The 20,068-nt window shown below is 65.8% G+C and carries 20 protein-coding genes and 1 pseudogene; 10 read left to right on the top strand and 11 right to left on the bottom strand.

Annotated elements, in window-relative coordinates; translation table 11 throughout:
* Positions 1-50 precede the first annotated feature (50 nt).
* Positions 51-1,169 carry a histidinol-phosphate transaminase gene (locus RW112_RS19200; RefSeq protein WP_317783291.1) on the bottom strand — a complete coding sequence of 373 codons (1,119 nt, stop codon included), beginning with the start codon at positions 1,167-1,169 and terminating at the stop codon, positions 51-53.
* Positions 1,170-1,229: 60 nt separating this feature from the next.
* On the opposite strand from RW112_RS19200, the gene RW112_RS19195 reads away from it, so the two are divergent.
* A complete protein-coding gene (locus tag RW112_RS19195) occupies positions 1,230-1,655 on the top strand; it encodes a phage holin family protein (RefSeq protein WP_317783290.1) in 426 nt (141 codons plus the stop codon).
* A gap of 18 nt (positions 1,656-1,673) precedes the next feature.
* On the opposite strand, the gene RW112_RS19190 is transcribed toward RW112_RS19195, so the two are convergent.
* Complete coding sequence (locus RW112_RS19190) at positions 1,674-3,098, bottom strand: hypothetical protein (protein ID WP_317783289.1); 1,425 nt, start codon at positions 3,096-3,098, stop codon at positions 1,674-1,676.
* Positions 3,098-3,403, bottom strand: coding sequence for a hypothetical protein (locus RW112_RS19185; protein WP_317783288.1), 306 nt, complete (start codon positions 3,401-3,403; stop codon positions 3,098-3,100). Before RW112_RS19185 ends, RW112_RS19190 begins: the two co-directional genes overlap by 1 nt.
* 195 nt (positions 3,404-3,598) lie before the next feature.
* On the opposite strand from RW112_RS19185, the gene purB reads away from it, so the two are divergent.
* Both purB and RW112_RS19175 read left to right on the top strand, forming a co-directional pair.
* Positions 3,599-5,041 carry an adenylosuccinate lyase gene (gene purB, locus RW112_RS19180; protein ID WP_317783287.1) on the top strand — a complete coding sequence of 481 codons (1,443 nt, stop codon included), beginning with the start codon at positions 3,599-3,601 and terminating at the stop codon, positions 5,039-5,041.
* A complete protein-coding gene (locus RW112_RS19175) occupies positions 5,038-5,709 on the top strand; it encodes a histidine phosphatase family protein (protein WP_317783286.1) in 672 nt (223 codons plus the stop codon). The genes purB and RW112_RS19175 overlap by 4 nt, the downstream gene beginning before the upstream one ends.
* Here RW112_RS19175 and RW112_RS19170 read toward each other — a convergent pair.
* The 3 genes from RW112_RS19170 to RW112_RS19160 form a co-directional block, all read right to left on the bottom strand.
* Positions 5,706-6,593, bottom strand: coding sequence for a serine/threonine-protein kinase (locus tag RW112_RS19170; protein WP_317783285.1), 888 nt, complete (start codon positions 6,591-6,593; stop codon positions 5,706-5,708). The genes RW112_RS19175 and RW112_RS19170 overlap by 4 nt on opposite strands.
* Positions 6,590-6,895 (bottom strand): hypothetical protein, encoded by a 306-nt coding sequence (locus tag RW112_RS19165; RefSeq protein WP_317783284.1) that lies wholly within the window; start codon positions 6,893-6,895, stop codon positions 6,590-6,592. Before RW112_RS19165 ends, RW112_RS19170 begins: the two co-directional genes overlap by 4 nt.
* Before the next feature lie 86 nt (positions 6,896-6,981).
* Positions 6,982-7,530 (bottom strand): MarR family transcriptional regulator, encoded by a 549-nt coding sequence (locus RW112_RS19160; protein WP_317783283.1) that lies wholly within the window; start codon positions 7,528-7,530, stop codon positions 6,982-6,984.
* 163 nt (positions 7,531-7,693) lie between these two features.
* Here RW112_RS19160 and RW112_RS19155 point away from each other — a divergent pair, with 163 nt between their 5' ends.
* The 5 genes from RW112_RS19155 to RW112_RS19135 all read left to right on the top strand — a co-directional run bounded on the left by RW112_RS19155 (position 7,694) and on the right by RW112_RS19135 (position 13,026).
* The gene (locus tag RW112_RS19155; RefSeq protein ID WP_305942813.1) at positions 7,694-8,197 is read left to right on the top strand and encodes a GNAT family N-acetyltransferase; all 504 of its coding nucleotides are present in this window, start codon (positions 7,694-7,696) and stop codon (positions 8,195-8,197) included.
* Between the two features lie 120 nt (positions 8,198-8,317).
* Entirely contained in the window at positions 8,318-8,752 is a 435-nt protein-coding gene (locus RW112_RS19150; protein ID WP_305942814.1) for an acyl-CoA thioesterase, read from the top strand.
* Positions 8,753-8,967: 215 nt separating this feature from the next.
* A complete protein-coding gene (locus RW112_RS19145) occupies positions 8,968-10,032 on the top strand; it encodes an extracellular solute-binding protein (protein WP_411709946.1) in 1,065 nt (354 codons plus the stop codon).
* 49 nt (positions 10,033-10,081) lie between these two features.
* Positions 10,082-11,209 carry an ABC transporter ATP-binding protein gene (locus RW112_RS19140; RefSeq protein ID WP_317783281.1) on the top strand — a complete coding sequence of 376 codons (1,128 nt, stop codon included), beginning with the start codon at positions 10,082-10,084 and terminating at the stop codon, positions 11,207-11,209.
* Positions 11,206-13,026, top strand: a complete 1,821-nt coding sequence (locus tag RW112_RS19135; RefSeq protein WP_317783280.1) for an iron ABC transporter permease — start codon at positions 11,206-11,208, stop codon at positions 13,024-13,026. The genes RW112_RS19140 and RW112_RS19135 overlap by 4 nt, the downstream gene beginning before the upstream one ends.
* 31 nt (positions 13,027-13,057) lie before the next feature.
* On the opposite strand, the gene RW112_RS19130 is transcribed toward RW112_RS19135, so the two are convergent.
* Positions 13,058-14,113, bottom strand: coding sequence for an FAD-dependent monooxygenase (locus tag RW112_RS19130; protein WP_317783279.1), 1,056 nt, complete (start codon positions 14,111-14,113; stop codon positions 13,058-13,060).
* Positions 14,114-14,167: 54 nt separating this feature from the next.
* Between RW112_RS19130 and RW112_RS19125 the strand changes: the two genes are divergently transcribed.
* Complete coding sequence (locus tag RW112_RS19125; protein WP_317783278.1) at positions 14,168-14,707, top strand: TetR/AcrR family transcriptional regulator; 540 nt, start codon at positions 14,168-14,170, stop codon at positions 14,705-14,707.
* A 47-nt stretch (positions 14,708-14,754) separates the two neighbouring features.
* On the opposite strand, the gene RW112_RS19120 is transcribed toward RW112_RS19125, so the two are convergent.
* The 3 genes and pseudogenes from RW112_RS19120 to RW112_RS19110 all read right to left on the bottom strand — a co-directional run bounded on the left by RW112_RS19120 (position 14,755) and on the right by RW112_RS19110 (position 18,017).
* Positions 14,755-15,942: a 4-hydroxybenzoate 3-monooxygenase gene (locus RW112_RS19120; RefSeq protein WP_317783277.1), complete on the bottom strand. Its 1,188-nt coding sequence runs from the start codon at positions 15,940-15,942 to the stop codon at positions 14,755-14,757.
* Positions 15,943-16,088: 146 nt separating this feature from the next.
* Entirely contained in the window at positions 16,089-16,844 is a 756-nt protein-coding gene (locus tag RW112_RS19115; protein ID WP_317783276.1) for an IclR family transcriptional regulator, read from the bottom strand.
* Between the two features lie 97 nt (positions 16,845-16,941).
* Positions 16,942-18,017 (bottom strand): annotated as a pseudogene (locus RW112_RS19110) (FUSC family protein).
* Between the two features lie 193 nt (positions 18,018-18,210).
* Between RW112_RS19110 and mscL the strand changes: the two are divergent.
* The gene (gene mscL, locus RW112_RS19105; protein WP_317783275.1) at positions 18,211-18,684 is read left to right on the top strand and encodes a large conductance mechanosensitive channel protein MscL; all 474 of its coding nucleotides are present in this window, start codon (positions 18,211-18,213) and stop codon (positions 18,682-18,684) included.
* A 28-nt stretch (positions 18,685-18,712) separates the two neighbouring features.
* Here the strand turns inward: mscL and RW112_RS19100 are convergent, their stop codons facing one another.
* Positions 18,713-19,933, bottom strand: coding sequence for a DegT/DnrJ/EryC1/StrS family aminotransferase (locus tag RW112_RS19100; RefSeq protein ID WP_317783274.1), 1,221 nt, complete (start codon positions 19,931-19,933; stop codon positions 18,713-18,715).
* Between the last annotated feature and the right edge of the window lie 135 nt (positions 19,934-20,068).

Raw genomic sequence — 20,068 nt, 5'->3', positions numbered from 1 at the left:
TGTCCCTTACTTTATCCGCAGTAGGCGGACGCCGGGGGTTATGTTAAGCGCTAGGAACGCCGTGGCGGCTTTGTATAGTCCGCACAGAGCTCGAGGAAACGGGTGTTCGCTTCCGCCTCGCCGATGCTCACCCTGACGCCCTCATTGCCGAATGCCCGGACGGACAGGGCACGCTCTCCCGCCAGTGCGGCGAATTCCGCGCTGTTTTCCCCCAGATCGAGCCACACAAAGTTGCCCTGCGCGTCGGGTACGAACCAGCCGAGATCCCGCAGTCCTGCCGTGACGCGGTCGCGCTCGTCCACCAGGCTTTGTACCCTTTCTACAACCTGGCTGAAATTCTGCAAGGAAGTGACCGCTGCCCGCTCGGCGATCTGGGAGACGGCGAACGGCGTAGCAGCTACGCGGAGATGCTGCGTGAGGTCGGGGTTGGAGACACTGTAGCCAACGCGAAGGCCAGCCAGCCCGTGCGCCTTGGAGAAGGTCCGCAGGACCACCACGTTGGGGTACTTGCGGTACATCTCAATGCCGTCCACGGCGTTTCCGGCACGCACGAACTCCTGGTAGGCCTCGTCGATGACAATGACGACGTCGGACGGGACGGACCGGATGAACCGTTCCGTTTCTTCCTTCTCGAGGATGGGCCCCGTCGGGTTGTTCGGTGTGCAGAGCAGGATGACCTTGGTCCTTGCGGTGACTGCGGCGGCCATGGCATCAAGGTCGTGGCGCCCGTCCGCGGTCAGGGGGAGCCGGACACTTTCAGCACCGGCCAGCCCGACAGAGATGGGATAGGCCTCGAAGGACCGCCAGGCGTAGATGACTTCGTCGGCTTTGCCGTCGTCGTTCTGTCCGGCAAAGGTCACCAGCAGCTGGTTCAGGGCGCCCAGGCTGCCGGCACCGGTGACGATGTCCTCGGCCGGGACCTGCAGGAAGTCCGAGAGCGCGCCGCGGAGCTTGCTGCTCAGGGGATCCGGGTACCGGTTGAAGTCGGTCTGGTCCGCGATGGCCTGCAACACTGCAGGGATGGGCGGAAGCGGGTTCTCGTTGGATGACAGCTTGTAGCTGGCAAGGCCCTCGACGGCGGCTGGAGGCTTGCCGGCGGCATAGCGCGGAAGCCTGTCCACCACCGGGCGGGGCCTGATTCCGCCGGCGGGGTTCTCTGGTGAAGTCATGCCAACTAGCCTACTTCTCCACTCCTGCCGCTTTCCTTTCCCGTGTGAAAGCATGGGGCCATGTTTTCTTTCATCGTGCGGGTCCTCATCAACGGCCTGGCTCTCTGGATTGCGAGCTGGATCCTGCCGGGCCTGGATATCTCCACCACCGCGACGACCGAAGCCGTTGCCCAGGGTGGCGTGACGCAGGGCACCGACCCGCTGGGCATCGCTCTTGCCTACCTGTTCATCGGCCTGATCTTCGGGCTGGTCAATGCCCTGGTGCGGCCGATTGTCAGCCTGCTGTCCCTGCCGATCACCATCCTGACGCTTGGGCTGTTCACCATCGTCATCAATGCGGCGATGCTGTACCTGACGTCCTGGCTGAGCAGCTACACCCCGGTCAAATTCACCATTGACTCCTTCTTCTGGACCGCGGTGCTGGCAGCAATCATCATCACGGTTGTTTCCCTGGTGGCGGGAAAAATTACCGGCGTCCGGCGGTAGGGCGGCTAACGGGCACGGCTAACGGGCAACCCATCGGGCCGCGCCCGGGGGCGGGCCCGGCTGGCGGTCCGCCGTAACCTGCGGTTCGCGGTTCACTGCAAAGCGCGTCGCCGTTGCGGCACCGCCCGTACCCACAACTCCGGCGAGGACTGCGGTATTGGCCACCAGGGACGGGTCCCCGCTCGCGGCAACCGTTCTGGCCGCTGCCTCGTAATTTTCCAGGTTGTGGCCAGGCCCGAGGCCGGGGTCTTTTCCGTCGGGGGTAACCACCCTGTCTGTGAGGGTGACGGTGACCCCGTCCCGGGTGTCCGCGTTCGGAATACCGTCGCTGCCGGGGACCCAGTCCTGGCGGTGTTCAAGGTGGAGGGACGTGATTCCGGCTGCCGGGGTAATCCCGCCCACCGGCGAACCGGCTGTCAGTACATATTTCAGGTCGAATTCGGCGAGGAAGGCCTTGTCGCTGCTGAGGTTCATGGCATGCGCGCCGCCCTGGCTGTAGCCGACGGCCACCACCTGGTCCCCCTTGGATGCCCCGGCCTGGTGCAAGGCGGAGGCAACAGCGGCATTGAGCTGCTCCGAGCCGTATCCCAGTGCCTCCACAATTCCTGCCTCATCCAGCGGGTTCGCTCCGCCGGGCGGATCCGTGCGCTGCGTCCCGGGGACAATGACGATGAATGCCTTGCGCCCGCCGTTCTCGACCTGGACCACCTCGATCGTTCCGTGCCCGTCCGCGTCCAGCTCCCTGAGCCGGGCGAGCAGGCCCGCCGGGGACGTGTCGACGTCGACGTCGCGTGTCAGTTCCTCTACCGCAGTGACCGGCCTGGGTTTCAACTGCGGGAAGTGGTTCTCCGCCAACCTGCGAAGGACGGGACCTGTTGCTGACATGTACCGCCCGGCGGCCAGCTCTGCGGCCATGGCCCGGGCGAGGTCCTCCTTCGCAATGGTGGTCAGCAGCCCGATTGCCACCGGCAGCGCGAGGGCCTCCGCTGCATCCCGGCTGGGGTAGTTTGCCTGGGTAAGATCCACGAACAACAAGGGAAGGAAGTTCCAGCCGTCCTGCGGGAGCCGGAACCCTGCCACCGAAAGGGACTCCGCTCTTTCGTAGTCGCGATGGCTTGCGCGGACCTGGTCGCCGAGGCGCTGGAGTGCTTCCCTGACAGCACGTACCGATTGGCAACCTTCGCCCACTGCTATCAGTGCTGCGGTCCCGCTGGGCCGCGGCTCGTACTGGTAGGGACAAAGCTCTTCCCAAATCCGCCGCACTCCGACCTCAACGTTGGCGAGTTCGTCGGCCATGCCGTCCAGCTCCGCCACGCCCGCCATGAGCTCCTCCAGCTGGAAGCGGATTCCGCCCATTCCGCCACGGATCCGCATGGTGCCTTCGGTTGCCAGTTCCAGTGGCCCCAGCGGTCCGCCGCTTCCGGAGGGGGTGGCCTCGGCCATCAGTATCCTCCCCCTGGAGTCCGCTGGGATGCGACCGGGACCTGCTGTGAATGGCGAAGCACAGCGTCGGAGGCCGCCATGAGCCGCTCCCTCGCGCGCCCCAGGGCGGCCGCCTGCAGGGAGACGGCGGTGCGGTATGCCTGCCCGGCAGGCGACTGCCATTCGGACAGCTCAACCCGGCCGAACCTGAGCGTCAACGTGTCGAGGTTGTAGGCGAACGAGGCGACCCGCCAGGCGAGCTGCTGAACCTCGAAGCTCCGCGAGGCGCACGCATTGGCATCTGCCGCGGTGAAACTGCCGCTCATTCGATATCTCCTGACCGTGTCTATCTTGATGTCTGTTCGGTGATGACGACGCTACGTAGCGGGAGCGCCTGCCGGAACTGGCGTCGTCGGCTATGTGGACAACGAAAAGAGGCCCGGGAGCCTCCGGCCTGGTGGGGAAAAGTCACACGGACCCCGCGCTTAAGGGGCGGCGCGACTTCGTGAAAGAATCAGGGCATGCCTGAAACTGCCGCCACAGCTGACACCCGTACGCCTTCCGGACGCCTGGCGCTTGCCGCGTCGCCGGACAAGATTGCCCTCGGCCCTCTGGACGGCCGCTACCAGTCCGCTGTCGCCCCCCTGGTGGACTACCTGTCTGAAGCTGCCCTGAACCGGGACCGCGTGGCCGTGGAAGTTGAATGGCTCATCCACCTGACCAGCAACAACGTGCTTCCCGGTGCCGGCCCGCTGACCCAGGACCAGCAGGACCAGCTCCGTGCGATCGTCACCGAATTCGACGCCGCTTCGGTGTCCGAACTCGCCGACATCGAAGCCGTCACGGTCCATGACGTCAAGGCCGTGGAGTACTACATCGGCCGCCGCCTGCCGGCCATCAGCATTGAGCACCTGACCGCCCTGGTGCACTTCGGCTGCACCTCGGAGGACATCAACAACCTCTCTTATGCCCTCGGAGTCAAGGGCGCTGTGGAGGACGTGTGGCTGCCCGCGGCCCGTGCCTTGGTGGCCCAGATCAGCAAAATGGCCGAGGACAACCGCGCGGTTCCCATGCTGTCCCGCACGCACGGCCAGCCCGCCACCCCCACCACGCTGGGCAAGGAACTTGCCGTCATCGCCCACCGCCTGACCCGCCAGCTGGACCGCATTGCCGGGACTGAATACCTGGGCAAGATCAACGGGGCCACCGGCACCTACGCCGCCCATGTGGCCTCCGTTCCGGGCGCTGACTGGCAGCAGGTCGCGAAGTCGTTCGTCGAAGGCCTGGACCTGACCTGGAACCCGCTGACCACCCAGATCGAAAGCCACGACTGGCAGGCTGAGCTGTATGCCGACGTCGCGAGGTTCAACCGGATCCTGCACAACGTTTGCACGGACATCTGGAGCTACATCTCCATCGGCTACTTCGCGCAGATCCCGGTGGCCGGCGCCACGGGTTCCTCCACCATGCCGCACAAGGTCAACCCGATCCGCTTCGAGAACGCCGAGGCCAACCTGGAGATCTCCTCCGGCCTCCTGGACGTACTGGGTTCCACCCTGGTGACCTCCCGCTGGCAGCGCGACCTCACCGACTCCTCCAGCCAGCGCAACATCGGCGTGGCCTTCGGCCACTCCCTCCTGGCCATCTCCAACGTGGCCAAGGGACTGGAGCGCCTGGACGTGGCCGAGGACGTCCTGGCCGCTGACCTGGACACGAACTGGGAAGTCCTGGGCGAGGCGATCCAGATGGTGATGCGCGCCGAGGCGATTGCCGGCGTCGAAGGGATGGAAAACCCCTACGAGCGCCTCAAGGACCTGACCCGGGGCCAGCGCGTGGATGCCGCACGGATGCAGGAATTCGTCCAGAGCCTGGGTCTCTCCACAGAAGCCGAAGCCCGGCTGCTGGCCCTGACTCCGGGCAAGTACACGGGCATCGCGGACCAGCTGGTGGACCACCTCAAATGAGGCTCCTGCTCATCCGCCACGGCCAGACCCCCGGCAACGTCCTGGGCCAGCTGGACACCGCGCACCCGGGGCCGGGACTCACCGAACTCGGCGAGCAGCAGGCGGAGGCGCTGTCCCGCGCCTTAGCGAATGAGCGGATCCACGCGTTGTACGCCTCCACCCTGGTCCGGACCCAGATCACCGCTGCGCCGCTTGCCCGGCTTCACGGGCTGGACACCGAGGTGATTCAGGGCATTCATGAGATCGAGGCCGGAGCGCTCGAAAAACTGACCGACCACGAATCGCACAAACGCTACCTGGGCACCATATTTTCCTGGGCAGACGGCGACCTGGACCGGCGGATGCCCGCGGGGCCGAGCGGACGGGACTTCTTCGACCGCTATGACGCCGCGATCGCCACGGTGGCCGAACGGGCTAACGGCATCGGGGACTCCGGGGCGGTTGCCGTGGTCAGCCACGGTGCTGCCATCCGGGCATGGGCGGGCCTGCGGGCAGCGAATATTGAACCGGGCTTTGCCGCAAAGCACGTTCTCAACAACACCGGCATTGTTGCCCTGGAAGGCGCTCCGGACGACGGCTGGAAGCTCATCCACTGGGACGACAGCCCGGTGGGCGGGCTGGCCCTGGCCGACCCGACCGCCGGGGACCCTACGGGCAGGCCCGCCTAGCAGTAGCTCCCCGAGCGTGCGGCCACGCGCCGGCGAAGCGGATGCGGCGGCTGCAGCAGCATGGCAGCCTCAGCCGTGGCCTCCAGCGCCGTCGGGCGGTCGGCCGCGTGCATGGCCGTCATTGATTCCAGCAGCGATTCCCACGGTGCACCAAGGTGCCGGGGTATGGCCGGGCTCCGTTGCGTCCTTGCGACGAGGGACTCGATGGCAGTCCCGGGAAAGGCCTTGGCTCCCGTGAGGCATTCGAGGAGGACCAGGCCCAGGGCATAGATGTCATCCGCAGGCCGGACCACCCCGCCGCCTGCCTGCTCCGGACTCATGTACTGCACCGTGCCGGACGATGTCCCCGGCTCCGGCCTGGTCCCGGCGGGCGCAGCTATGCCGAAGTCGACAATCCGGACCGGGCATTTGCGCAGGTGGCTCAGCAGGAGGTTCGCAGGCTTGATGTCGCGGTGCACTATCCCGCGCGCATGGAGATGCCGCAGCCCGGAGAGGAGCCCTACCGCCCAGGGAGCGACTTCAGTTCCGGGCGCGGGACCTGAGCGGATCCTTTCCGCCAGGCTGCTTCCGTACACAAGCTCCTGGACAAGGAAGGCGCGGCCCGGCCAGGGGCAGTCCGGTGCGGCGGTTCCCTGATCAACGAACCGCACGAGTGCCGGGTGCCGCACCCCCGCCATCAGTGCCGCCTCGGCGGCTAGCCGCACCCTATGCCGGTCCTCGGCGAGTGCAGCCACTTTGATGGCGACAGGACGGCCGTCCCGCAGATCGGTGCCGCGGAACACCTCGGCTGTGGCGCCGATGCCGATGCGTTCGTTGAGGAGATAACGCGCGTCTGAATGTTCATCCCAGATCTCGCGGGACTGACGTGCGCCCGTCCCCGTCACGATCGGCTGATATCGGCCAGAACACCGGCGGCAGGCGCCATGTTGACCCAGGAGTCCAGCTGGAACCCGCAAGAGCACCGCCACACGTCAGGCAGGTCAGCCAGAGTTTCGCCGGCATCGTAGGAATACGCCGCCATGGTCCGGGCAGCCGGCGTGGACCACTCCATGGGAACGCCGCAGTGTTCGGGCGGATAGCCCGCCGGGCCGTTGGAGATGCGGCCGTATTCCAGCCGGGAGCCGGACTCCGGCACGGCAAGCCCGGACCGCTGGTCCGGCCCGTCAAACCCGGTAAATGCGACCAAGTGAACGCAACTCCTTATGCCAACCATCGGGGGATAACCTGATAGTAAGCATACATATAAGTAGTCTAGATAACTAGTTTGTCTAACTACTTAGCCGGGTCCTGCTTAGCCGGGTCGGAGGGGAGTTGCGACGGCGGGGAACCAGGGTGCGGCTCAATCGCCCCGCGCATGCGCTGGAGAAATGCGATGACGACGCCAGCCTCTTCGGCTGTCAGCTCCTCCGCGACGGCCATCATCCGGCGGTGCATATCCCCCAGGGTTGCGCGGACTTCGGTGTCGGACTCGACGGTGGGAACAACGATGAGCGACCGCCTGTCTGTGGGGTGGGGCTCACGCCGGACGTGGCCGCTACCCACCAGGCGGTCAATTAGGGAGGTCGTGGAGGCGCTGGTGATGCCCAGGAACATGCTGAGATCCTTGGGAACGACGGACCGGTTGGACGCCCGCGCACGCAACAGGTAGCGCAGGGCGAGGATGTCGGTCTCCCCCATGCCCATTGAGTCCCTGGCGGACCGCCGGGTCGCCACTTCGGCATGGCGGTATTCGCGCAGGGCCTGCAGGACGGCCGCGCCATGGTCGAACTGCCCGTCGGCGCCGTACCAATAGCCGGACCCGGCACTGCTGTTCAAAGCCATTGAATTATCCTAGCCGATCTGATAGCTAGACGGGCTTCCTACCTGACGAAGGCTGTTGGCGTCCTGTTCTCCGGACGCTTACGCGCAGGAAACACCGCGGAAACGGCCCCCTCATAGGCTTGTTTTGCATAACCCTTCGGCCCTTCGGCGAATCGAGGCAGTGATGCAGACCAACCCCCGTCTCAACATCAGGCAAGTCACGTGGGCCAACCCCGTGGGCGCCGACCTGCGCGCAGCCCAGCAGGCGGAACTGGATGCCCGCTTCGGCACGAAAGACCATGAACCCGGACCGCCGCCGTCGGAAGTGGACACCGCCGTGTTCCTGGTTGCCTACGAGAAGAGCTCCGGCCAGCCGGTGGGCTGCGGCGGGCTGCGGATGCTGGACTCGAAGACGGCGGAGATCAAGCGGCTGTACGTCCTCCCCTACACTCGGGGCTCCGGCGTCGCGAGCTCCATCCTCGCTGCGCTGGAGGCGCACGCCTACGGCATGGGCGTCACCTCGATCACCGCAGAGGCGGGCTCGGCCCAGCCGGACGGCAGGAACTTCTATCAAAGCTGCGGCTTCGACGAAGTGCCCAACTTCGGGCCCTACATCGGAGTTGAGCACTCGTACTGCTACGCCAAGAAGATCGACTCACACAGCGCTGCGCACACCGCAATGGCCTGAGGCGGCCGCTGGCGGCCCGCCGGCTCCGGCGCAGCGGCAATCAGGCCGGACGACGGCGGCAGGCGCCTGCCGCCGTCGTCACACTGCGGCAGCCGGGCCGCCGTCGGCTAATCTCGCACTATGGAATCGGCAGACATCACTTTCCGGACCCGCAAATGGGTGCGGCCTGAAGACCTCAACGCGAACGGCACGCTGTTCGGCGGGAGCCTGCTGAAGTGGATCGACGAGGAAGCGGCCATCTACGCCATCCTGCAACTCGGCAACGGCCGGGCCGTCACCAAATACATTTCCGAAATCAATTTCGTCAGCTCCGCGGTGCAGGGCGACCTGATCGAGATGGGGCTGACCGCCACGCGGTTCGGCCGGACGTCCCTGACGATGCGCGCTGAAGTACGGAACATGATCACCCGGCAGAGCATCCTCACCATTGAGGAAATCGTGTTCGTGAACCTCAACCCGCACGGCAAGCCGGAACCCCACGGCTACACCGAAATCACCTACGACCGCGACCGCATCCCTACGCACCACCTGACAGAGACCCTGGAACAGGACTGAGGGCGCACTGCGGGGACGCTGGAAGTTCATCGCACGTTAAAGCCGCGGGCACACCCCGTTAGGGAGCCCCGACAAGACTCGAACGCCGAGGCCGGGTAGTTTATCGAATCGATAGCTATAAACGGCCCCATTCGGCATGAGCCGCTATAGGCTTGCCGGACAATGCTCCGGTTCCAGTTCAGAAATGAGTCTCAATCGTGCACAAACTCAAAACCATGGTTGCCGCCGCCGTCGCCCTCACCCTTCTGGCCGGCTGCGGTGCCGGCGCCGCAGCACCCGAAACATCATCAGCAACTCCGTCCGCCGGCGGGGCATCCGGCGACACGCTGGTTGTTTACACCAACTCCAATGGCGAGGGCCGCGGGGAGTGGCTGACGAAGAAGGCCGAGGAAGCCGGCTTCAAGATTGAGATTGTGGGCGCCGGCGGGGCCGATGCGACCAACAAGCTGATCGCCGAGAAGAACAACCCGATTGCCGACGTCGCCTTCGGCCTCAACAACATGTACTTCGCGCAGGTCAAGGCAGCCGATGCCATCGAGGCCTACGAACCGGCCTGGGCCGGCGAAGTCGACGCGTCGCTGGCAGACGGCGGCGACGACAAGGCCTACTGGCCGCTGGTCAAGCAGGCCATCCTGCTCGGCTACAACTCGGACAAGTTCACGCCGGACCAGGCACCGAAGGACTGGACCGACCTGTGGTCCAAGGACGAATTCAAGACGCGTTATGAGCGGGTCACGGGGCTCGGCACCGCCACGGCGCAACTGGTTTTCGCGGGCATCCTCTCCCGCTACAAGGACGACTCCGGGGAGCTGGGCATCTCGGACGAAGGCTGGAAGCAGGTGGAGCAGTACTTCCAGAACGGCAGCCCGGCCGTCGCTAAAACCGACCTCTTTGCCCGCATCGCGTCAGGGGAAGTGGACATGGGGCAGATGCCGTCGTCGATCGTGGCTGAGCGCGAGAAGTCCTTCAAGGTGAACGTCGAAACAGTGATGCCCTCCGTGGGTGTCCCGCTCGCAGTGGAGCAGGTGGCCCTGGTGAAGGGAACGGACAAGAAGGAACAGGCCCTGAAGTTCATCGACTGGTTCGGCAGCGCCGACGTCCAGGGTGAATGGGCGCAGCAGTTCAATTCAATGCCCGTGAACAAGAGCGCGGCCGCCAAGGCCAAACCGGAGGTGGTCGAATTCTTCGACGGGCTCAAGCAGCAGGACATCGACTGGAACTTCGTCCAGGAAAACATGGGCTCCTGGGTGGAGAAGATCGAGCTCGAGTACATGACCTAAGCCCTGCCCCGCCCTTCCTGCTTCAACCGCCACACCAGACAGGCTCCCCATGATCCGCTTGGACAACATCGAAGTTTCCTTCGGCGACTTCATTGCCATTCCGCACCTGGACCTCCACGTCCGGCCGGGCGAATTCTTCACCTTGCTGGGCCCGTCCGGCTGCGGCAAAACGACGGCGCTTCGGACCCTGGCCGGGTTCATCGAACCGTCTGCGGGAACGGTCCATGTGGACGGGAGGAACGTCACGCGCCTGCCCAGCGATAAGCGCCAGGTGGGGATGGTGTTCCAGAACTACGCCCTGTTCCCCAGCATGAGCGTCCGGGAAAACATCGCCTTCGGGCTGCGCGTCCGGAAGGAGAAGTCCGCCGAGAGCGACCGCCTGGTGCGCGACATTGCGCGCCGGGTGGAGCTCAGCGACGAACAGCTGGACAAGAACGTGGCGGAGCTTTCGGGGGGCCAGCAGCAGCGGGTGGCAGTTGCCCGCGCACTGGTCCTCCGGCCCAAGATCCTGCTGCTGGATGAGCCTTTGTCCAATCTCGACGCCAAGCTGCGGCACCAGCTCCGGCAGCAGCTCAAGGACCTGCAGAGCGAATTCGGCATCACCACCGTTTACGTGACCCACGACCAGGACGAAGCCCTGGCCATGAGTGACCGCGTGGCCGTCTTCAACAAGGGCGTAGTGGAGCAGGTGGGCACTCCGCAGGAGATTTACGACCATGCAGCCACGGAATTCGTGTGCAATTTCATCGGCGACAGTTCCACGCTGACCACGGAATTCGTTAGCGAAGTGAACCGGCTCTCCGGCGCGGGGCTCAGCACGGCCGCCAATTCCTACCTGCGGGTGGAAAAAGCATCACTGACGCCACCCGCAACCGGCGACGGGGCAGCCGGCGGTACAGCAGCCGGCAGCACCGCCGTCGGGCTTCCCGGCAAGGTGGTGTCCCGCACTTATCACGGCCTCCACAGCCGCTACGTGGTGGAGAGCCACGGCGCCGAGATCCGGCTGCTGGTCAAGGAAGACGGCGGCGTGCACCCCGAAGCAGGTGCGCAGACCACCGTGTATGTGCAGCCGGACCACGTGCTGCAGTACCGCCCCGACACGGGCGCAAGTCTTGCAGCGCAGGATCCTGCAGAGCAGGACGAAGAAGCGCAGGACCAGGCGGCGGCCCTCCGATGAGCGGAACCCCGGCCAGGAGCATGCTTCGTTCCCCGTTCATCATCATCGTGGGAACGGTCCTGACATGGTTCATCGCAGCCTTCCTCGTCTGGCCCAACGCGAACGTGCTGATCGAAACGTTCTTCCCGGACGGAAGCTTTTCGGGCCGGGCGGCGGAGAAGCTTCTTTCCTCCCAGCGCGCCATGAAGTCGCTGGGCAACAGCTTCCTGCTGGCTGTGGCACTCTCCATCACGGTGAACGTGGTGGGAATTTTCATCGTCCTGGTCACCCATTACTTCAAGATCCGCGGTTCCAGGATCCTGTTCCTGGGCTACGCCACCACCTTCATCTATGGCGGAATTGTGCTGGCAGCAGGCTACAAGTTCATCTACGGCGACAAGGGAATCGTCACTGTCTTCCTGCTCAACGTATTTCCCGGCATGGACCCCGGCTGGTTTTCCGGATTCTTCGCCGTGTTGGCGGTCATGACGTTCGCCACCACCACCAACCACATGCTCTTCGTCGCGAACGCCGTCAAAGGCGTCGATTACCAGACCATCGAAGCGGCCAGAAACCTCGGCGCCTCCACCTGGACCATCCTTCACCGCATCGTGCTGCCCATGCTCAAGCCCACGCTTTTTGCCGTCACCATCCTGTCCTTCCTGACCGGCCTGGGGGCGCTCAGCGCGCCCCAGGTCCTCGGCGGCCGCGACTTCCAGACCATCACTCCGATGATCCTCACGTTTACAAACAGCCCCACGTCCCGTGATCTGGCGGCGCTGCTGGCCGTCATCCTGGGCGTAGCCACGATCCTGATGCTCGCGGTGATGTCGCGCCTGGAAAAGGGCGGGACGTACTTTTCGGTATCCAAGGTTTCCTCCGCGCTGCAGAAGCAGAAAATCGGCAACCCGGCAGCCAATATCGCCGTCCACGCAGCCGCGTACCTGCTGTTCGCGGTGTACACACTGCCGGTAGTCCTGATTGTGCTTTTTTCCTTCGCCGACGGCGCCGCCATCCAGACTGGCCAGCTCTCGCCGGGCAGCCTCACGGTGGACAACTACGTGCGCGTGCTGACCCAGCCCTCGGGGCTGAGGCCTTTTGTCATCAGCATCATCTACAGCGCACTTGCTGCGGTCATCGCCGTCGGCGGCCTGCTCTTTGTGGCGCGGATCCTGCAGAAGCATAAAAACTGGGTGACAGCCACGTTCGAGTACCTGCTGCACATCCCCTGGATCCTGCCGTCGGCTTTGCTGGCACTGGGGCTGATCATCAGCTACGACCACCCGAACCCGCTGGTGGGCGGCGCCGTCCTGACCGGGACCACCGTCATCCTCCTGATCGCGTTTGTGACGGTGAAGATCCCGTTTACGCTCAGGATGCTGAAGGCCTCCTTTGCTTCCGTCAATTCCTCCCTGGAGGAGGCGGCAACCATCATGGGGGCCAGGACCATCTATGTGTTCCGGCGCATCCTGCTCCCCTTGGTCCTTCCCGCCGCAGCGGCCATCGCCGCCCTTAACTTCAACAGCATGCTGGACGACTACGACACCGCCATTTTCCTGGCGCACCCGTTGGTCCAGCCGCTCGGCCTCGTCATCAAGGCCAACACGGACGGCGCAGAGGGCGTGGACGGCGTGGCAAATACCTTCGTCTACACCGTGCTGCTGATGGTCATCACCGGCGTCACCATGTATCTCGTGTACGGGCGGTCCCGGCGGATCGGGACAGGACGGAAGCGCCTTCCGGCCGTGCCCCCTGCTGCGCAGGTCGCCGGCCCGGCACTCCCCGCCGACGCTCCCGCCGGTGACGATACCAGGCAGCCCGCCGCCCCCGTCCGCTGAGTATCCGCTGACTTTCCTGGCTAACCGCTGTTCACCGCGGGGAACTGCTGACGACGGCGGCACGCTGGTTCCGCCGTCGGGCAAGCCCCAGGAGGCGGTCACGCAGCGGCTGGGCACGATCCGCCAATGCCACCCTCATCATCGCGGAGGACGCCAGGGCCAGGGCCTGCGTGCGGAGCCGCCGGCGGCGGTTGTAGGACGCGAGGGCTTCCTTCACGGGAAGCGTGTTCAACAGTTCAGCCAGCGTGGTTGCGTCCACCAACGCCTCGCACGCTCCCCTGCCGAGGTTTGGCGTCATGGCATGGGCGGCATCACCGATCAGCACCGCGTTGCCGCGGACGTAGGAACGCAGCCGCGGTGTGGTCCAAATCCGCTGCACAAGAGTGTGTTCAGGGGTGGCCTCGGCAAGCACACGGCGAATCACCGGCGCATGCCCTGCGAAGTGATGCCGGGTCTGCTCAAGGACCGCGGCCACGTCGATCCCGGACGGGCCGAGACCGGAGCGGTAGCTCCCGTACCAATTGATACCCAGGGAGGCGTTGGCTACGCCAAAGAGGTCTCCCCGGCCCCAGTACTCGCCCACGTCCTGGGGGTCCACCCGGGAAGGAACGATGCCGCGCACGGCAAGGCATGACGTGAGCCGGGCGGCGGTACGCGTACCCCACGCTTCCCGGCGGACAACGCTGTGCACGCCGTCGGCGCCAACCACCAGTCCCGCCTCCGCCGGCACGGAACCGGCCGTGGCCGTTGTCCGCCGGACCGATGCGGGGACGGCGGAGTCGAGGAGGCGCAGGAGGTCGATCCTGGAAATGCCGAACATATCGCCGCCGTTCACGGTGATCCAGGGATTGCCGGACGCATCGCGGATGGAGCCGCTTCCAACCACAGGGCTCACGGCCCGGGCCTCGGCCAGGACGCCCGCTCTTTCCAGCGCGCGCTGCGCGTTGGGCCACATGGCCAGCACTGTTCCAACGGCCGGCAGCTCCGGCCGCTTCTCGATGATGGTCACCTCGAAGCGGTCCTGGTCCAGGCAGGAGGCCAGCGCCAGGCCGGCAATGCCCCCGCCAACAATCGAGATTGTTTCCATGCCGGAAATGTTACTACTTTTGTAGTGAATTGGAAGGGCAATTACACTGGTCCCATGCCGGACCGCCGCAGGGAACTGATGGATGCCGCCCTCAAGGTGGTGGCGGACAGGGGCATGAAGGGCCTTACCCACCGGGCCGTTGATGCTGCGGCGCAGCTGCCCCAAGGCACCACTTCCAACTACTACCGGAACCGCGCCAACCTCGTCGAAGCGGTGCTGGACCGCCTGCTGGAGCTGGACGCCGCGCTCCTGCAGGACCAGGGGCCGGCCGGTCCGCCAGGGAACATTGAGGAGCTGGCGGATCAGCTGGCCAGCCTGGTGCTGGCCCTCGCCGTACAGCATGCCGGCCTCACCCGGGCCCGGCTGGCCCTCTCGCTCGACCGGCCCGATTCAGTGACCGCCGGGCACTTCCGCCTGGTGGGCGGCCTGGAACAGGCCCTCACCGCGCTAGGGGTAGCTGATGCGCCTGCCCGGGCCCGCGACGTGGCTGACTACGGCGACGGCGTGCTGCTCCATCTGCTCACGGTCAGGCGGGCCGAGCAGCCTGACGCTGCCGCCATCGCCGCAGCAGTCCGGCGACTTCTGGCGCCCTGAGCCGCCGTCCGCCGCAGACCACGACAGCGGGCTGCCGCGCCGGAACGTCAGGCGGACGGCCAGCCGGTGTAGGCCTCGGCCAGGTACGCCCTGCCGTGGCGGGACGAAACAACGGAGTTGAGCTCGCCCAGCTGGCGTGCTCGGGAGAAGTCATCCGCATCCACGGGCGTGTGGAGCATGGACGTCATCCAGTAGGAGAACTGCTGGGCCTTCCAGACGCGTTCCAGCGCGCGGTCGCTGTACACGTCCAGCAGCACCGTGGAGCCGCCCTTGTAGTAGCTTTCCAGCCCTTCGAACAGGACCTTGACGTCGTGGATGGCCAGGTTCAGGCCCTTCGCGCCGGTGGGCGGCACCGTGTGCGCTGCGTCGCCGGCCAGGAACAGCTTGCCGTGGCGCATGGGGGCGTGGACAAAGCTGCGGAACTTCAGCACCATCTTGTCGATGACCGGCCCTTCCTTGAGTTCGAAACCGTTGCCGTTGACCCGGCTGCGGAAGGCGTCCCAGATGCGGTCCTCGCTCCAGTCGTTGACGTCCTCATTGGGATCGCACTGGAAGTACATGCGCTGGACGGTCTCGGTCCGCTGGCTGATCAGGGCAAAGCCGTTCTCCGAGTTGGCGTAGATCAGCTCATCGGAACTGCGCGGCGCCTCGGCCAGGATGCCGAACCACGCGAAGGGGTATTCGTGGAAGTACCATTTGCGGTCCGCCTCGGGGATCTGGAAGCGGCAGTGGCTCCGGGAACCGTCCGCACCGGCGATGAAGTCGGCCTGCAGCTCGTACTCCACACCCTCGGCGTCCGTGAACCACACCTTCGGCGAACCTTCGATGTCGTGAATGGTGGTGTCCGTGACACTGTAGCGGACGTCCCCGCCGTCGGCCTCACGGCGAGCGGCGAGGTCCATGAACACATCCGTCTGCGGGTACAGCCACACCGACTCCCCCACGAGGTCCTGGAAGTCGATCCGGTGGCTTTCGCCGTTGAAGCGCAGCTCGATGCCGTCGTGCCGGTCGCCGTCCCGCAGCACCCGGTCCGAGACGCCGCTGTCCACCAGCATGTTCACGGTGCCGTGCTCCAGGATGCCGGCCCGGACCGTCTCCTGGATTTCCTGGCGGCTGCGGATTTCGATGACCGTGGATTCGATGCCGGCCTTGGCCAGCAGATGCGCGAGCATCAGTCCTGCCGGGCCGGCGCCCAGGATGGCCACCTGGGTGGTGATGACTTTGCGGGCTGCCATGGTGTTCCTCGCTTCGTTGCGGAGGCCGGCGGATGAGTCCGGGGCCTGTTGGATCGTCTGGCTAACAGTGTGCGCCCGAAGGGGTGATCGGCGTTACAGGAATTCCGTTGAATGGAATCATGGCGCTACACCTCTCTTAATCCTCGCTACGCGGGGCCCTGCAGCTCAACCAACCGGCGTCCGATGCCCCGGGCGGCTGTCTGCAGCGCCGGCACCAGCGCCTGCAGGCGCACCTCGTGCAAGGGAACGACGACGCCGATCGCGGCCACCGTCCGCTTCTTGCGGTCCGTCACGGGGACGGCAATGCCCCAGGTGTCCGGATCCACCACGCCGGCCAGCTGGGCGTAGCCCTGGTGCGCAGCCTCGCTGAGCTGCGCGCGGAGCTGCTCCACTGTCAGCCTGCCGGCAGGATCCCGGAAGCCAGCGAGGTATTCCGCCTGGACCGCATGAGGCTGGTTGGCCATCAGGACGAGCCCGGCGGACGATACATGGACAGGCATGCGGCCGGCCACCTGCGCCCGGTTAGCCACGGAACCGCGGCGGGAAAGCCGCTCCACAAAGAGGGCTTCCCAGCCGTCCAGGACCGCAAGGTTCACGTTCTGGTTCAGGACCTGCTGGATGTCCTCCATAAACGGCATGGCCGCCTGGCGCAGTTCCAGCGTGGGCGAATTGCGGTTGACCAGCTCCCAGAGCCGGAGTCCCAGCTGCACCGAACCGCCGGACCCGACATCCAGGAGCCCGTGACCGGCCAGCTGGCGGACCAGCCGGTGCGCCGTGGTGAGCGGGAGCCCCGCCCGGGCTGCGAGTTCGGAGAGCGGCAGGACGTTGACGCCCTCCGGAAAGGCGCCGATAACGCGGACCACACGGTCCACCACCGAATCCCCTGAGCCCGAGTTTGCCACACCGCCACCTTCCGTTGAATGGTTTGAAGTGTCCCACATACGGGGATCCGGCGGTAGGGGCCGCCGTCGGGCCTTCGTGGGATTGCCGCGCGCTCCCTTATGCCGCCAGGCGCTGCGCCCTGTCCCGCGCCCGCAGCCGCCGCCACACGGCCGGGGCCACCACGACGGCAATCCCGACGGCGGCGCCGATCACCGTCTCCACGATCCTGTCCCTGAGGAGGACTTCCGGCGGAGCTGGGGCGGCCAGCAACGTGGCACTCAGAGCCAGCGGCGTCACGAATATCTGCGCCAGGACATACTGGCGTGCAATAAACATCTCCGCCCCGAACTGGCATGCGGCGATCACCAGGACAATCTGCCACGGGGCAGGATTCAGCAGGAGCACCCCGGCCAGGACAACCAGCCCCAGCACGGTGCCGATGATTCTCTGGATGCCCCGGGCCACCCGGTGCCGGGTGGTCCGGCCCACCAACGGAACAACGGCAGCCACCATGGCCCATAGTGGTGGCCGAAACCCAGCCATTGGCCCACCACGGTGGCCAGGGTTCCCGCCAGGCCCGCAGCCACGATATAGCCCACCGCTTCGAGCTGCGCGGCACGCTTTTCGCCGGGTGTGAGCCTGGCGGGCTCGGGCATGGCCCACGGCGTCCGCCGGCTCCGCACCAGTCGGGAGGAAATGCCGATCAGCAGGCAGAACACGGTAGTCAGGATGGCGACGAGCATGCACTGCCAGAGCGGCGGCTGGTTCGGTATCGAGGCGATGGCCGCGAAGGCAAAGATATGGAACAACGAACCGGCCGGCCGGTGCCGCCACCAGGCAATCACCAGCGAACACGCCCCCGCAACCACCGTGGTGGCTGCCACCTGCGTCCACGTGCTGGCCGTCTCCGACAGCCCGAGGGCCTGGCTGGCCCGGGCGGACAGGGTGGCCAGGAGCATGACGAGCAGCATGAGCGATCCGGCGCGCATCTGGATGAAGAGCCGCTTCCGGTGCAGCTCGCCGCGGCCGTAGATCCCGGTGAAGGCGCCGAAGGAAGCAAAGATTGCCAGATCCACCCGGTCCATGAGGACCAGGATGATCAGTGGGACAAAGACGCCGACGGCGCAGCGGATGGCTACGTGATGGTCCTTGTTGCCGGGGGCAATAGTGAACATCTCGGCGAGCATCTTCACGGGGGTCGCGCCTTTCCATACGGTGCCAGTCTGATGGCGGCAGCGTTGGCGTCCACTCCAAATCCTACGCCCGGCCCGTCCGGCGCCGCCGTCGAATGTGTCGGGCTCCACCGCGCGGGGACGGGCCGCGGGGCCGCGGACTGGTATCGTCTATCGGTTGAATCGCAGACTGAAACGCATACCGGAGGCCCCCATGCTCAAAGGATTCAAAGATTTCATCCTTCGCGGCAACGTGATCGAACTGTCCATCGCCGTCGTCGTCGGCACGGCGTTCACGGCTCTGGTCAGCGCTTTCACCACAAACATCGTGAACCCGATCATCGCCGCGGCCGGCGGCGTCCAGACCGAAGGCCTCGGCTTCCACATCTGGCCCGGCAACGACAAAACGTTCGTCAACTTCGGCGGAGTGATCACCGCCTTCGTGACGTTCCTCATTACCGCCGCAGTGGTGTACTTCATCTTCGTGGCGCCAATGAACAAGATCAACTCGCTGGTGAAGAGCCGGCTGGCGACGGCGGAACCCGAGGAAGAGCCCCTGCCGGCGGACACGGCGCTGCTGGCGGAGATCCGCGACCTGCTGGCCCAGCTCGCGGGTAACGACCGGGACCTTATCCTGGCGGGAAAGGCGGCCGGACCCGCAGCGAAGGACTCCGACGACCCGCGCTGAAAGAAGACCCGCGCTGACGAACGTGTGATCAGGCGCTGGCGGCGTCCGCCCGCCGGAACCCGCCGTTCCATTTGCCCCTCCGCACGGTGGCGGGTATCCCGGCCGCAGCGAGCCGGACGGAGCGCAGGACCCGCGACTGCTCGCCGGGAGTCAATTGATGGTAGACCGGCAGGACCACCAGCCTGTCCACCAGCCGTTCGGTGACTGACAGGTCTGCCGCACCAGTGTCCTGGTGCCGGTAGGCCGGCTGGCGGTGGACCGCGGTCAGCCCGCCGCCAGCCGAAATACCGTCGCGCGACAGCCGGTCCAGAAGCTCATCACGCGCCAGTGCGAACGAAGGCAGCACTTCAAGCCAGAAGGACTGGAAATTGCTGGTTCCGTAGTCCGGCTCCCTGAGGAACCGCACGCCCCCGAGCCGCGAGAGGGCAAGCTGGTAGCTGGCCACAATTTCCCGGCGGTGGGCAACGGCTTCCTGCAGCCGCCCAAGCTGGACCAGTCCGATGGCAGCCTGCAGGTCGGTCATGCCGTGTTCGGCTCCGGAACCGCTTCCGGTTTCTTCACGAAAATGCCGGGCCAGGCTGGCCCAGGCCTCATTCCGGGTGGTCAGCATCCCGCCGTCCCCGGTGGTCAGCACCTCGCATGAATCGAAGGACCACACAGCCAGGTCGGCACCGGCTCCCACCGGCCTGCCCCGGTACGTGGACCCCACTCCGCATGCAGCGTCCTCGATGACCGTGACGCCCAGCGGGTCGCACAGTTCCTTAATCGGGTCCAGGTCAACCGGCACGCCTCCCTGGTCCACAACGATCACCGCCCGCGTACCCGGCGTCAGCGACTCCTCGATGGTGCCGCGCGATACGTTGCCGGTATCCGCCTCGACATCGGCAAAGACCGGCCGGGCGCCCAGGCTGCTGACGGCGTCGGCGGTCGTTGTGGGGCAGAACGAGGGCATGACGACGTCGTCCTGCGGTTGAATCCCGGCAACCCTCAGCGCCAGGTGGAGTGCCGCCGCGCCGCTTGACACTGCGACGGCGTGCGGCGCCTGCTGCGCCGCGCCGAACGCCTCCTCAAACTGTCCCACGCGAGGGCCTTGGGCCATCCGGCCCGAAGCAAGCACTTGTACGACGGCATCCGCTTCCTCCTGCCCGAGCCACGGCCTCATAACACCGATGTGGCTTACCGCACGGTCTTCGCTGATGGTCACCGGGTCCTCCCGCTCGTCAAAACGGCACTGGATATGCCCTTCCATTCAACGCGCCACTCATTGCTGCAGTCACGAGAGTCACGTACGCGCATTTTCCCTCGGGACACCGCTGTTACGCTGCGGAATACCCGCTTGTGGACCGCCATGCCGTACGGGCAATACTTGGATTGCTTGCCGCAG

Source organism: Arthrobacter sp. B10-11, assembly GCF_033142195.1.
Classification (GTDB): domain Bacteria; phylum Actinomycetota; class Actinomycetes; order Actinomycetales; family Micrococcaceae; genus Arthrobacter; species Arthrobacter oryzae_C.
The sequence above is the reverse complement of the archived record's forward strand: the minus strand, read 5'-3'. Positions and strand labels throughout refer to the sequence as shown.